Here is a 13,501-nt window from a genome sequence, read left to right as displayed (position 1 = left end):
CGGTCGATGTCAGATCGTGTCGTCGTACTGCGCCTGTACTCGGGTCGCAGTACCGAGACCGCTGGACGGCGGTCTCGGAGCGACAGCATCCGGTGATTCGATCGAACTTGCGCCGTCGATGCGCGTTGCTTCGTCATCTGACACATCACCCCATTCGTCTCTTCTCTTGCGCAACTTACGCTTGTCGTGAATTCGCGCAATCTGCACTGCCATCTCGAAGAGCACCGTCAACGCCAAGGCCAAGGCCAGCATGGAGAACGGGTCCTGGCCAGGAGTCGCGATGGCCGCGAAGACGAACAATCCGAAGATGAGACCTCGACGCCACGCCTTGAGTCGCTCGTAGGTGAGTACGCCGACGAAATTCAAGGCAACGACCAGCAACGGAATCTCGAAGCTGACGCCGAAGATGATGAGGAGGTTGATCAGGAATCCGAAGTACTGATCACCGCTCAGCGCGGTGATCTGCACGTTGTCGCCGATGGAGAGCAGGAAGTGCAGGCCTTTGGCGACCACGAAGTAGGCCAGGACGGCTCCGGCGACGAACAGCGCAGCCGCTCCGGAGACGAACGAGACCGCATGTCGCCGTTCGTTGGCGTACAGGCCCGGGGTGATGAAAGCCCAGATCTGATACAGCCAGATGGGGCAGGCCAGTACGACACCGGCGGTGAACGCGACCTTGAACCGCAGCAGGAACTGGTCGAACGGTCCGGTCGCGAGCAGACGACACTGATCGTCGTTGCTCAGATTCGCACGCAGACTCGGGTCGAGCGTGCAGTAGGGACCCCGTAGGAGGTCGCCGAGGCTCTCGACGCCGAAGATGGTGTGCGAGTACCAGAAGAACCCGAAGGCAGTCGTCACTGCGACTGCTACCAGCGAACACAGGAGCCGGGTTCGCAGCTCGTACAGATGATCGACCAACGACATGGTGCCGTCGGGATTGATTCGGCGCTTGCTTCGCCGCGGATCGAACGGAATGCGCATGGTGTTCTACGGTCAGCCTTCTTCGGTCGGACGACAGCGAGAAGCCGTCACCGACAGCAGTGAACCTTCGGTGCCGAACTGGCACCGAAGGTGTGCTGAGCGGCCGTGCGCTCAGGCAGACTTCGCGTCGTGCTGGGTCTCGGTGTTCGGCTGCGCGACCGGGGCGGGCGAGGGCAGCTGAGCGGGAGCGACGGGCTGCTGAGCGGGAGCGGTGTCGGCGTCGGACTTGCCGTCGTTCTGCATCTCCTTCACCTCGCTCTTGAAGATGCGCAACGACCGGCCGAGTCCGCGAGCAGCCTCGGGCAGCTTCTTGGAACCGAACAGAATGATGACGACCACCGCAACGATGGCCCAGTGCCAGGGACTGGTGAATCCCATGTGAACCTCCTACAGATCAGATGAATCGAGCGTACCCGACCACGGGTGCCGACTTCGGCAGCGGCGGGTCCGGGTTTGCCCGGTGTTCATGTGGCGACGGGACCGTCCGCGCTGGTGGCGTCGAACTCTGCGTACGCGTCCAGGGCCGAACGTGCTCGGTCGCGGACGGAGTTCACCAAGGATTCAGGTGCCAGTACCGTGACTCCGCCGCCGAAGCCCAACGTCAACCGTGTCATCCACTGCAGCGTGGCGAATCGCATCGTGACCACGATCGACCCGTCCGCATCCGCCGCGACCTGTGTCATCGGGTAGTAGTCCAGGATCCAGGTGAATGCAGGTGAGACCTTCAGCCGCGCCTGTGACAGCGAGGGATCGTCGTTGAAGATTTCGAAGGCGTCCTCGTCCTGCACCGATTCCGGCGGCGCGGCCGGTTCGTCGAGTTCGGTGGCCGAGTCGATGCGGTCGAACCGGAACAGCCGAACACCCTCGGCGCTTCGGCACCACGCCTGGACATAGCTGTTGTCGTCGACGACCACCGTCCTGATCGGGTCCACGGTCCGCTCGGTCAGGACGTCCCGCGACGCGGAGTAGTAGGTCAGTTCCAGAGCGTGCCGGTGCCGCAATGCGGATCGGACGGTGGCAGGGACCGGCCCCTCCTCCGTATCCGTGCCGTCGTGATCGGACGAGAGTGGCACGTTGGCCGCCGCCGATCCTGCCGCGGTCTCGATCTTCGCGATGGCGCGCTGAGCAGCGGACGGGTCGACCATCCCTGGCATCGACGTCAGAGATCGAAGCGCAACCAACAGGGCCGTCGCCTCGGTCGACGTCAGGCGCAGCGGTCGATCGATGCCGGCCGAGAACGTCACGTCGATGCTCTCCTCGGAGAACGACAGATCGATGAGATCACCCGGGCCGTAGCCGGGTAGACCGCACATCCAGAGCTGATTGAGATCGGCCATCAGCGTCGCCGTCGACACCCCCAGCTCCCGGGCGGCCTCCTCAGCGCTCAACCCGGGATTGGCCATGAAGAACGGCACCATGTTGAGCAACCTGGCCAGCCGAACCGACAGTCGCGCGCTCATCGCTCGTTCTCCACATCGGCCGCTGTCCGCAGTGTCGAGATCACGTCGGCGCGCAGTTCGGCGGGTTCGAGTACCACCGCATCCGCGCCGTGACCTGCTATCAACCGCGAGATCCAGTCCCAGGACCGCACGGGAACCTCCACGACGGTGCCGCTGCGGGCACCGAGACTCTGCACACCCACCACCGTCCCCATCCTGCGTAATTCCAGCGCCTTGCCGTCGTGCAGCCATACCCGGGCCGTGCCCGCCACCGAGGACGTGCCCGCCACTCGGCGGACGATGTCCTGCAGGTCGATGCCGTCGGGCTTGCGCACGCTCTGCGCGGCGCCGAACGGTTTGACGTCGTCGCCGATTCGGGAGAGGCGGAACGTGCGGGTGTCGTTGCGATCCACGTCGTGTCCCACCAGATACCAGCGGCCGCGAAACGTCACGACACCCCACGGCTGGACGGTTCTGGTGGTGAACGGCTCGGTCAGCGAGGGTCGGTGTTGGAAACGTACCGATCTACCGTCGTCGATCGCGGCCAGCAAGGCACCCAGCGCAGGTTCCGAGCCTCGGGTGCGTGCGGGAACCGCGGTCACCGCCGCAGCGGACTCGTTCTGGTCGACCTGAATTCCTGCCGCTCGAAGTTTGAGCAGCGCGCTCTGCGCCGCGGAGGTGAGCTCCGGTGATTCCCACAGTTTGACGGCGACCGCGACGGCGGCCGACTCCGCGCTGGTGAGGTCGATGTCGGGCAGTTCGTATGCGTCGCGGTTGATGCGATAGCCCTCGACGCCCCCGAACCTGGTGGCAGTGCCGGTCTCCAACGGGACTCCGAGGTCACGCAATTCGTTCTTGTCCCGCTCGAACATCCGGCTGAATGCCTCGTGGCTGGTGGAGTCGTCGTAACCGGCAACGCTCTCGCGGATCCACTCCGCGGTCAGAAACTGACGTGTCGACAACAGACAGATGACCAGGTTCATCAGGCGTTCGACTTTGGTGGTGGCCACGACAGTCGAGCCTAGTTGCTCATCGGAGGACCGAGCGGTAGCGACCCGAGCTACCGGAGGTCCACCTGGCTACATCGACGCGATCAACCGCTCGACCCGCTCGTCGACCGAGCGGAACGGGTCCTTGCAGAGCACGGTTCGCTGAGCCTGATCGTTGAGCTTGAGGTGCACCCAGTCGACCGTGAAGTCGCGACCTGCCTCCTGGGCGGCCGTGATGAATTCTCCGCGCAGCTTGGCTCGGGTGGTCTGAGGCGGTAGATCGACGGCCTCGTCGATCTGTTCGTCCTCGGTGACTCTCTTCGCAAGACCCTTGCGCTGCAACAGGTCGAAGACCCCCCGGCCGCGCTTGATGTCGTGGTACGCCAGGTCCAACTGAGCGATCTTGGGATCGGACAGCTCCATCGAGTACCGGTCCTGGTAACGCTGGAACAGCTTGCGCTTGATGACCCAGTCGATCTCGGTGTCGACCTTCGCGAAATCCTGTGTCTCGATGGCGTCTAGCGTGCGTCCCCACAGATCGACGACCTGCTCCACCTGAGTGTTCGGCTCCCGCGTCTTGAGATGCTCGACGGCTCGCGCGTAGTACTCGCGCTGAATGTCGAGGGCGCTGGCCTGTCGTCCCCCGGCGAGTCGAACGGGACGGCGTCCGGTGAGATCGTGGCTGACCTCACGAATGGCGCGAATCGGATTGTCCAGTGCGAAATCTCGGAAGGACACTCCCGCTTCGATCATTTCCAGAACGAGGGCTGCCGTTCCCACCTTGAGCATCGTCGAAGTCTCGGCCATGTTCGAGTCGCCCACGATGACGTGCAGCCGGCGGTACTTCTCGGCGTCGGCATGCGGCTCGTCGCGAGTGTTGATGATCGGCCGCGAACGGGTGGTGGCCGAGGAGACGCCCTCCCAGATGTGCTCGGCGCGCTGCGACAGGCAGAACGTCGCCGCCTTCGGCGTCTGCAGTACCTTGCCTGCGCCGCAGATCAACTGACGCGTGACCAGGAACGGCAGCAGAACGTCCGAGATTCGGGAGAACTCCCCCGCCCGCTGAACCAGGAAGTTCTCGTGGCAGCCGTAGGAGTTGCCGGCCGAGTCGGTGTTGTTCTTGAACAGGTAGATATCGCCGCCGATGCCCTCCTCCGCCAGGCGCTGCTCGGCATCGATCAGCAGATCTTCCAGTACCCGTTCGCCGGCGCGGTCGTGGGTGACCAACTGCAGCAGACTGTCGCACTCGGCGGTGGCGTACTCGGGGTGCGAGCCCACATCGAGGTACAGGCGGGCACCGTTGCGAAGGAACACATTCGAGCTGCGACCCCACGAGACGACTCGACGGAACAGATAGCGAGCCACTTCGTCCGGACTCAGGCGTCGATGTCCGTGGAAAGTACATGTGACACCGAACTCTGTCTCGATGCCCATAATTCGTCGCTGCACACTTCGACACTACAACGCAACCCTCGAAACGATGTGTCGGAGCGCCCCGATGTCGTCCGTCGGTGAGGATGCTGTCGCGCGTGCCTAGGCTGGGCGTCATGACTTCCACGCGCACCTCGATCTCGACGGCCGTTCACGCGTGGGATCTGTCCCTGGTGGCACGAAGTGCTGCTCTGCGGCAGAGCCGAGCGGACGGCGGCCTGCGCGCGCTGAGCAACGCCGCCGATCACGGTCGTCTGTGGCTCGGCGCGGCTGCGCTTCTCGTCGCTGCGGGTGGCCCGGCCCGACGCGGGGGCGTTCGGGGTCTCGTCGCTCTGGCGGGTGCGAGCTCGGTGGCGAACGGCCTGCTCAAACCGTTGTTTCCGCGAACTCGTCCGGACTCCGAGTCGGTTCCCGTTCTGCGTCAGGTGCTGGCTCCACCGGTGTCGTCGTCGTTCCCGTCCGGTCATTCGGCGTCCGCGGCTGCGTTCGTCACGGCGGTGGCGATCGAATCCCCGGTAGCGGGTGTGCTGCTGGCACCCGTTGCGGCTGCGGTGTGTTACTCGCGGGTCCACGTCGGGGTGCACTGGCCGACAGACGTCATCGCCGGTGCCGCTCTCGGCTCGGCCATCGCGTTGTCCACCCGTCGCTGGTGGGCCGTGCGGTCGGGCAAGCCCGCCGATCTGGGCTCGCCGGTCGACGTCGAACCGCTGCCGGGCGGCCGGGGTCTGCTGGTGCTCGTCAATCCGGGTTCGGGCGACGACTCGGAAGCCGTGCCCGACTCGATCCGTCGAGCACTTCCCGAGGCAGATCTGTTCGTACCTGATCCCGACCGGGACTTCAACGAGCAACTCGAGCAGCGAATTCGAAGCACCTCCCCGCGTGCGCTCAGTGTCTGCGGCGGCGACGGAACTGTGGTCAGCGTCGCCGCGTCGGCGGTACGCAACGGATTGCCGCTCGCAGCATTTCCGGGCGGCACCCTCAACCACTTCGCTCGCGACACCGGGCTGACCGTCGTGGAGGACACCGCTGCCGCCGTGGAAGCAGGCACCGCAGAACTGGTCGACATCGCCGAGGTGTCCGTCGACGGCCGTAGCGTGTCGTTCGTCAACACCGCTACCTTCGGTGGCTACCCCGACTCTGTGCGGCTGCGTCAGAAGTTGCAGCGCCGAATCGGCAAATGGCCGGCCGCCGCCATTGCGATGACGAGGGTGCTGGCGGCTGCGGAACCACTGAACATCGGGCTCGACGGCACCAGGCATTCGGTCTGGATGCTGTTCGTGGGCAACGGCAACTACGTACCGGCAGATCAAGTTCCCATGTCTCGCAGCAGCATTCACACCGGAACCCTCGATGTCAGGTTTCTACCGTCGGAGCCGAAGGCATCGAGAACCAGACTGCTGTGGGCAACGTTGACCGGCACCCTCGGCTCGTCACCCGCCTACGTCCGTCGAGCGGTGAAGAAACTGACCGTCGAGGTGGAGGGCGCCCCGGTTGCGCTGGCGGCCGACGGCGAAGTGGTGGACGACGGAACGTGGTTCGAGTTCACCAGCGACAAGAACGGTCTCGCGCTCTATCGGAAGCGATAGAGCGCGAGACCGTGGGAAAATCGGGGCCACCGATCAGGAGGGCGGTGCCGCTTCGGTATCGGTCACTGCCTCGGCCGCCGCAGACGGCGTCGGCAACATGTCTTCCAGCGCAGCTCCGGCAATGCGTCGGAACGCTCGCCTCGGCCGACCCTGGTCCAGCACCGCAACCTCGAGCGCCGACACCTCGAGAACCTTCTTCTCCGGCTCACCGCCCGCCGCAGGCGGCGTCGCCGGACCTGCCGTGAGTGCGTCGACGGCGACACGGACCGCGTCGGCCAGGTCGAGTCCGGACCGGTACGTGTCCTTGAGCGCAGCCACGATCGGCTCGGTCGTTCCGCCCATGACGACGAAATCCTGCTCGTCGACGATGGATCCGTCGTAGGTGATGCGGTAGAGCTGGGTCGCGATCGGCTCGTCCTGATGCGAGACCTCCGCGACACAGATCTCGACCTCGTACGGCTTGAGCTGCTCGGTGAAGATCGTGCCGAGTGCTTGGGCGTACGTCTTGGCGAGCGAACGGCCGGTCACGTCACGCCGATCGTAGGTGTATCCCTTGATGTCGGCGTGCTGTATTCCGGCCTTGCGCAGGTTCTCGAACTCGTTGTACTTGCCCACGGCCGCGAAGCCGATCCGGTCGTACAGTTCGCTCACCTTGTGCAACGCGGTCGAACGGTTCTCGGCCACGAAGAGCACCCCGTCCGCGTACGTCAGCACGATGACGCTGCGGCCGCGGCCGATTCCCTTGCGCGCCAACTCCGAACGATCGCGCATGATCTGTTCGGCAGATGCGTAGTACGGCATCGTCATGGTGCGCTACCCCCTTCGCTCACTTGCTGACCGGCCCGGGTGTGATGCTCGGCACCGCCGGAATGTGCGGCGCTCTCGGTCCGCTCCGCGAGGACGGACCGAGCCGCAGCCGAAATCCTGTCGTGCGCAACATCGTCCGCACCGACGCTGGTGATGGCGACAGCCGTCGGGTAGATCCCGCGGGTGACGTCAGGACCACCGGTGGCCGAGTCGTCGTCGGCGGCGTCGTACAGCGATTCCACCGCTGCGCGAATCGCCTCCTCCTCGGTCATTCCGGGGCGATAGAGCTTCTTGAGCGCGGACTTGGCGAACAGCGAGCCCGATCCCACCGCGTGGTAGCCCGAACGCTCCTCGTATCGCCCGCCGACCACGTCGTAGGACACAATTCGTCCGGCACGATCCGGATCCGAGATGTCGATGTCGAATCCGACCAACAGCGGGACCGCGGCGAGCCCTTGCATCGCGGCACCGAGATTGCTTCGGACCATCGACGACAGCTTGTTGGCCTTGCCGTTGAACGTGAGCGGCACGCCCTCGATCTTCTCGTAGTGCTCGAGTTCGACGGCGAAGAGCCGCACCAGTTCGATCGCGATGCCCGCAGTTCCGGCGATACCCGCTGCGGAGTAGTCGTCGGTGACGTAAACCTTCTGCATGTCGCGATTGGCGATCAGATTGCCCTGCGTGGCTCGCCGGTCACCCGCGATCAGAACGCCGCCCGCGTAGGTCAGCGCGACGATCGTCGTCCCGTGCGGGGCGATACCGGACTTGTCCGACCCGCCGTTCGCGGTGTGGGACGCCAGGTCCGCTGCGATTCCGCTCTCGGGCAACAGATGGGGGGCGTGCTGACGAAGATAATCGGAGAACGACGAGCTGCTCGACCCGAACGGAATCGCCGTTCCGTCGCCGGCCGACCGTGGGTCCGAACGATCCACCGTCACTGGCCGCCCTTCTGAACGTAGGCGCGCACGAAGTCCTCGGCGTTTTCCTCGAGCACGTCGTCGATCTCGTCGAGAAGGTCGTCGGTCTCCTCGGCCAGCTTCTCGCGTCGTTCCTGACCACCGGCTCCGGTGTCGCCTGGAACCTCATCGTCGTCGCCGCCGCCAGAGCGCCGTGTCTGCTCCTGTGCCATAGTCGCCGACCTCCTCCGTATATCGAGAAAACAGATCTACTGCACTCTCACCGGTCGATCCGAGGTGCACCGTCGTGGATGTGCAAGTGCAACCGAACGTTCCGCCGAAAGTGCACGGACCTTTACCCTACCGACAGACCGACTCCGTCGGTCGGCAAGACACCGCGAATAGTCGGTACCGGTCTTCGGGCGCGTCAGTTGGTGAGCTGATCGACGAGTTCGGCGGCACTGTCGACCGACTCGAGCAGCGCACCGACGTGCGATTTCGTGCCTCGAAGCGGCTCGAGGGTCGGGATGCGGACAAGGGAGTCGCCGCCGAGATCGAAGATGACCGAGTCCCAGCTCGCGGCGGCGATGTCGGCACCGAACTTGCGCAGGCACTCACCGCGGAAGTACGCCCTCGTATCATCCGGCGGCGTGCCGACGGCATCGAGCACCTGCTGCTCGGTGACCAGTCGATCCATCGACCCACGAGCAACCAGCCGGTTGTACAGGCCTTTGTCCAGGCGAACATCGGAATACTGCAGGTCCACCAGATGCAGCCGAGGAGCCGACCACCCGAGCCCCTCCCGCTGGCGGAACCCTTCGAGCAGGCGCAATTTCGCGGGCCAGTCCAACAGATGGGCGCACTCCATCGGATCCCGTTCGAGAAGGTCGAGGACCATCGCCCACTTGTCGAGCACATCCAGAGCGCGCGCGTCGTCGCTGCCCTCGGCGGCCACGAACTTCGCAGCACGCTGGTGGTAGATCCGCTGCAGCGCAAGCCCGGTCAGCTCGCGGCCGTCGGCGAGCGCGACGGCCTTACGCAGCGTCGGATCGTGGCTGATCTGATGTACTGCGGTCACCGGCCTGGCCAGCTGCAGATCGGACAGATCGACCCCTGCTTCGATGAGATCGAGCACGAGCGCGGTGGTGCCGACCTTGAGGTAGGTCGACATCTCGGCGAGATTGGCGTCGCCGATGATGCAATGCAGGCGGCGGTACTTGTCCGCGTCCGCGTGTGGTTCGTCGCGCGTGTTGATGATGCCGCGCTTCAGGGTGGTCTCGAGGCCCACCTCCACCTCGATGTAATCCGCCCGCTGCGAGAGTTGGAAGCCCGCTTCGTCACCGGACTGGCCGATTCCGACGCGTCCCGATCCGGTGATGACCTGCCTGGAGGCGAAGAACGGAGACAGACCGGCGATGACCGCCGAGAACGGCGTCTCGCGCGACATCAGGTAGTTCTCGTGGGTGCCGTACGACGCGCCCTTACCGTCGACGTTGTTCTTGTAGAGCTGCAGGCGCGGGGCACCGGGCACACTGGAGGCGTGACGAGCGGCGGCCTCCATGACGCGCTCGCCGGCCTTGTCCCAGATCACTGCGTCCAACGGATCGCGGACCTCCGGGGCGGAGTACTCCGGGTGCGCGTGGTCGACGTACAGACGAGCCCCGTTGGTGAGAATCATGTTGGCCGCGCCGATCTCGTCGGCGTCGATCACCGGTGCCGGGCCGCTGAAGCGCCCGAGGTCGAATCCGCGGGCATCACGCAGCGGCGACTCGACCTCGTAGTCCCAGCGTGTGCGCTTGGCCCGGGGTACCCCGGCGGCTGCCGCGTAGGCGAGCACTGCCTGGGTCGATGTCAGGATCGGGTTGGCGGTGGGTTCGGTGGGCGAAGAAATGCCGTACTCGACCTCGATACCGATGATGCGCTGCATATGTCGAGCCTAGACGTCGGCTACAGACCGCATTCGGGGCGCGCCCTGTGCGGACGCGCCCCGAAAGTGGTGTTCGACGAAGCTACAGGTACTGGCCGGTGTTGGCCTCGGTGTCGATCGCCCGGCTCGCGCTGGCGTTCTTTCCGGTGACCAGCGTGCGGATGTAGACGATCCGCTCGCCCTTCTTGCCGGAGATTCGAGCCCAGTCGTCCGGATTCGTGGTGTTCGGTAGGTCCTCGTTCTCGGCGAACTCGTCGACGATGGAGTCGAAGAGGTGTTGAATGCGCAGCCCGCCGTTGCCGGTCTCGAGTACCGACTTGATGGCGTACTTCTTGGCGCGGTCGACGATGTTCTGGATCATGGCACCGGAGTTGAAGTCCTTGAAGTACAGAACTTCCTTGTCTCCGTTGGCATACGTCACCTCGAGGAAGCGGTTGTCGTCGCTTTCGGCGTACATGCGCTCGACGACGCGGTCGATCATCCCTCGGATGCAGGCAGCGCGATCTCCGCCGAACTCTGCGACATCGTCGGCGTTGACCGGCAGCGAGTCGGTCAGGTACTTGGAGAAGATGTCCTGTGCCGATTCGGCGTCGGGCCGCTCGATCTTGATCTTCACGTCCAGGCGACCGGGCCGCAGGATCGCGGGGTCGATCATGTCCTCACGGTTGGAGGCACCGATCACGATGACGTTCTCCAAGCCCTCCACGCCGTCGATCTCGGCGAGCAGCTGCGGGACCACCGTCGTCTCGACGTCGGACGAGACGCCCGAACCACGGGTGCGGAAGATCGAGTCCATCTCGTCGAAGAACACGATGACCGGGGTGCCCTCGGACGCCTTCTCCCGTGCACGCTGGAAGATCATGCGGATGTGACGCTCGGTCTCGCCGACGAACTTGTTGAGCAGCTCGGGGCCCTTGATGTTGAGGAAGAACGACTTCGCTTCCTTGGCGTCCTGGCCGCGGGCCTCGGCGATCTTCTTGGCCAACGAGTTGGCAACCGCCTTGGCGATCAACGTCTTTCCGCAGCCGGGAGGGCCGTAGAGCAGCACGCCCTTGGGCGGACGCAGGGAGTACTCGCGAAACAGATCCTTGTGCAGGAACGGGAGTTCGACGGCGTCGCGAATCTGCTCGATCTGCCGACCGAGACCACCGATGTCCTCGTATCCGACGTCCGGCACCTCTTCGAGGACCAGGTCCTCGACCTCGGCCTTGGGGACACGCTCGAAGGCGTAGCCGGCCTTGGTGTCGACGAGCAGGGAGTCGCCGGGACGGAGTTTGCGGGACGGTTCGTCCGGGTCGATGGGGCCCTCGTCGTTGACCATGTCGATCAACGGCTTGGCCAGCCACACCACTCGCTCCTCGTCGGCGTGACCGACGACGAGTGCTCGGGATCCGTCGCCCAGAAGCTCACGCAGAGTGCTGATTTCGCCGACCTGGTCGAAGGTGCAGGCCTCGACGATGGTCAGCGCTTCGTTCAGGCGCACCGTCTGACCCGGTGCCAGTGAGTCCGCCTCGATGTTGGGTGAACACGTCAGCCTCATCTTGCGTCCGGAGGTGAACACGTCCACCGTGCCGTCGTCGAAGACGCTCAGCAGAACGCCGTAGCCGCTCGGCGGTTGGCCGAGGCGGTCCACTTCCTCGCGAAGTGCGATGAGCTGTTGCCTGGCCTCTTTCAGGGTGTCCATCAGCTTCGCGTTGCGCAGCGACAGAGAATCGACGCGTCCTTCGAGTTCGCGTACCTGTTCGGGGGACTCCCCCAGTTGACGGCGCAGTGAAGCAGCTTCGGCTCGCACGGCGTCCAGTTCGGCTCTGGCCGCGGCCACATCCGGATTGTCTGTTGAGCTCATGAGCGACTCCTCCCAGTGACGATCTATCAACGCTACCGGCACCGGCCCGAATGTGCGGACCGACACCACGATCGGGACGGAGAAGCAGTGTGTCTCGACCGCACCCGAGCGTCGGTCGAGTTCATGTTAGCCTCACCTGACCAAGCAGCGGACCGACCATGGAATCAGGGGCTTCACCAGTGAAGATGCGCATTTTCTCGGCAGGTGTCGCGCTCGCGGCAGCGATGATTTCGGTGGCCGGCTGCAGTTCGGCCGACGATTCCGATCACACCGATCACAATTCGACGGCGGCCGCCGAAATCAGCGATCCCGCAACCGATGCACCCACTGTCGCAGCACCTACCTCGGCTGAGCTCGAAGCATCTCTGCTGCAACTGGTGGCACCGGATGTCGACGCGGCGACGAAGGCGGCTTCGGTCGAGAACGGGCAGGCACGCCTGACCAACCTCGAAGCGATGACCGCGGCTCTGGCGAACTACGGCGCCATCACGTTCGAGGTTGCCGAACCGACGGTCGAGGGCGAGACGTCCACCGCCGACGTCGCGATCGCCACTCCGCGGGGAACGGCAGCACCGTCCCCGCAGACCTGGGTGCTGATCGACGGCGACTGGAAGCTCTCCGATGCCAGTACGTGCCAGATTCTCGCCATGGGGCAGGCACCCTGCGCCTAGAGGCCGGGAATCCTCGGCGACGCCGCTGGGATCGTCAGCCCTTGCCGGACCGACGCTGCGGCTTCGGCGTGACGGTGCCCTCGGCGAGGCGTCGGACACTGACGAGAAATGCCGTGTGTCCCTGCATCCGATGCTCGGGGCGAACGGCCAGTCCGACGACGTGCCACCCGCGCACCATCGACTCCCAGGAACGAGGTTCGGTCCAGCACTCCTGCGCGCGAAGGGCTTCGACGACCTTCGACAACTGTGTCACCGTTGCGACGTAGACCAGCAGCACGCCGCCGGGAACGAGAGCCTTCGATACGGCAGGCAGTGCGTCCCAGGGCGCGAGCATGTCGAGGACGACCCGATCGACCTGCTCACCGGGACGATCGACACCGAACCGGTCCACGTCGGCCACCGTCAGGTGCCAGTTGGCCGGCCGCTCGCCGAAGAACGTCTCGACGTTCTTGATCGCGTAGTCGGCGTGGTCCTGGCGAATCTCGTAGGAGATGACCGTCCCTGCGGTACCGACGGCACGCAGCAGCGAGCACGTCAGAGCGCCCGATCCGGCACCGGCCTCGAGTACACGCGCACCGGGGAACATGTCGCCCTCGTGCACGATCTGGGCTGCGTCCTTGGGGTAGATGACCTGCGCGCCGCGCGGCATCGACAGCACGTAGTCGGTCAGCAGCGGCCGAAGCGCGAGGTAGGGGGTGCCGTTGACGGAGGTGACGACGCTGCCCTCGTCGGCACCGAGCAGTTTGTCGTGCGTGATTCCGCCCCGGTGGGTGTGGAACTCCTTGCCCGCCTCGAGCACCACCGTGTAGTGGCGGCCCTTCCCGTCGGTGAGCTGGACTCGATCTCCGACGCGGAACGGTCCGCTGCGGGCGGGTCCGGTCGGTACCGACTCGACCGGCACGTCGTCATCGGTCGCGAGAGCTTCGTC

At 65.1% G+C, this 13,501-nt stretch carries 13 protein-coding genes; 2 read left to right on the top strand and 11 right to left on the bottom strand.

Annotated elements, in window-relative coordinates:
* Positions 1-9: 9 nt before the first annotated feature.
* From tatC to pafA, 5 genes are all read right to left on the bottom strand, one after another.
* A complete protein-coding gene (gene tatC / locus R4P47_RS10425) occupies positions 10-981 on the bottom strand; it encodes a twin-arginine translocase subunit TatC (RefSeq protein ID WP_317784717.1) in 972 nt (323 codons plus the stop codon).
* Between the two features lie 111 nt (positions 982-1,092).
* Positions 1,093-1,359, bottom strand: coding sequence for a Sec-independent protein translocase subunit TatA (tatA, locus tag R4P47_RS10420; protein ID WP_149405778.1), 267 nt, complete (start codon positions 1,357-1,359; stop codon positions 1,093-1,095).
* 86 nt (positions 1,360-1,445) lie between these two features.
* The gene (locus tag R4P47_RS10415; protein WP_269594109.1) at positions 1,446-2,441 is read right to left on the bottom strand and encodes a helix-turn-helix transcriptional regulator; all 996 of its coding nucleotides are present in this window, start codon (positions 2,439-2,441) and stop codon (positions 1,446-1,448) included.
* Complete coding sequence (locus R4P47_RS10410) at positions 2,438-3,430, bottom strand: YafY family protein (protein ID WP_317784716.1); 993 nt, start codon at positions 3,428-3,430, stop codon at positions 2,438-2,440. Before R4P47_RS10410 ends, R4P47_RS10415 begins: the two co-directional genes overlap by 4 nt.
* Before the next feature lie 69 nt (positions 3,431-3,499).
* Complete coding sequence (pafA, locus tag R4P47_RS10405; protein WP_170944814.1) at positions 3,500-4,858, bottom strand: Pup--protein ligase; 1,359 nt, start codon at positions 4,856-4,858, stop codon at positions 3,500-3,502.
* A 98-nt stretch (positions 4,859-4,956) separates the two neighbouring features.
* On the opposite strand from pafA, the gene R4P47_RS10400 reads away from it, so the two are divergent.
* Positions 4,957-6,426 (top strand): bifunctional phosphatase PAP2/diacylglycerol kinase family protein, encoded by a 1,470-nt coding sequence (locus tag R4P47_RS10400; protein ID WP_317784715.1) that lies wholly within the window; start codon positions 4,957-4,959, stop codon positions 6,424-6,426.
* Between the two features lie 33 nt (positions 6,427-6,459).
* On the opposite strand, the gene prcA is transcribed toward R4P47_RS10400, so the two are convergent.
* The 5 genes from prcA to arc all read right to left on the bottom strand — a co-directional run bounded on the left by prcA (position 6,460) and on the right by arc (position 11,902).
* Complete coding sequence (prcA, locus tag R4P47_RS10395) at positions 6,460-7,233, bottom strand: proteasome subunit alpha (protein ID WP_068050778.1); 774 nt, start codon at positions 7,231-7,233, stop codon at positions 6,460-6,462.
* Complete coding sequence (gene prcB / locus R4P47_RS10390) at positions 7,230-8,171, bottom strand: proteasome subunit beta (protein WP_068050779.1); 942 nt, start codon at positions 8,169-8,171, stop codon at positions 7,230-7,232. The genes prcA and prcB overlap by 4 nt, the downstream gene beginning before the upstream one ends.
* Positions 8,168-8,362: a ubiquitin-like protein Pup gene (locus R4P47_RS10385; RefSeq protein ID WP_008716348.1), complete on the bottom strand. Its 195-nt coding sequence runs from the start codon at positions 8,360-8,362 to the stop codon at positions 8,168-8,170. Before R4P47_RS10385 ends, prcB begins: the two co-directional genes overlap by 4 nt.
* 194 nt (positions 8,363-8,556) lie before the next feature.
* Positions 8,557-10,056, bottom strand: coding sequence for a depupylase/deamidase Dop (gene dop / locus R4P47_RS10380; RefSeq protein ID WP_068050780.1), 1,500 nt, complete (start codon positions 10,054-10,056; stop codon positions 8,557-8,559).
* A gap of 82 nt (positions 10,057-10,138) precedes the next feature.
* Complete coding sequence (arc, locus tag R4P47_RS10375; RefSeq protein ID WP_068050781.1) at positions 10,139-11,902, bottom strand: proteasome ATPase; 1,764 nt, start codon at positions 11,900-11,902, stop codon at positions 10,139-10,141.
* 185 nt (positions 11,903-12,087) lie between these two features.
* Between arc and R4P47_RS10370 the strand changes: the two genes are divergently transcribed.
* Positions 12,088-12,573, top strand: a complete 486-nt coding sequence (locus tag R4P47_RS10370; protein WP_317784745.1) for a hypothetical protein — start codon at positions 12,088-12,090, stop codon at positions 12,571-12,573.
* Positions 12,574-12,607: 34 nt separating this feature from the next.
* Here the strand turns inward: R4P47_RS10370 and R4P47_RS10365 are convergent, their stop codons facing one another.
* The gene (locus R4P47_RS10365; RefSeq protein ID WP_269594228.1) at positions 12,608-13,474 is read right to left on the bottom strand and encodes a tRNA (adenine-N1)-methyltransferase; all 867 of its coding nucleotides are present in this window, start codon (positions 13,472-13,474) and stop codon (positions 12,608-12,610) included.
* Between the last annotated feature and the right edge of the window lie 27 nt (positions 13,475-13,501).

The organism is Rhodococcus sp. IEGM 1370 (assembly GCF_033142325.1).
Taxonomy (GTDB): Bacteria; Actinomycetota; Actinomycetes; order Mycobacteriales; family Mycobacteriaceae; genus Rhodococcoides.
This window is presented reverse-complemented; position numbering and strand designations above follow the sequence as displayed.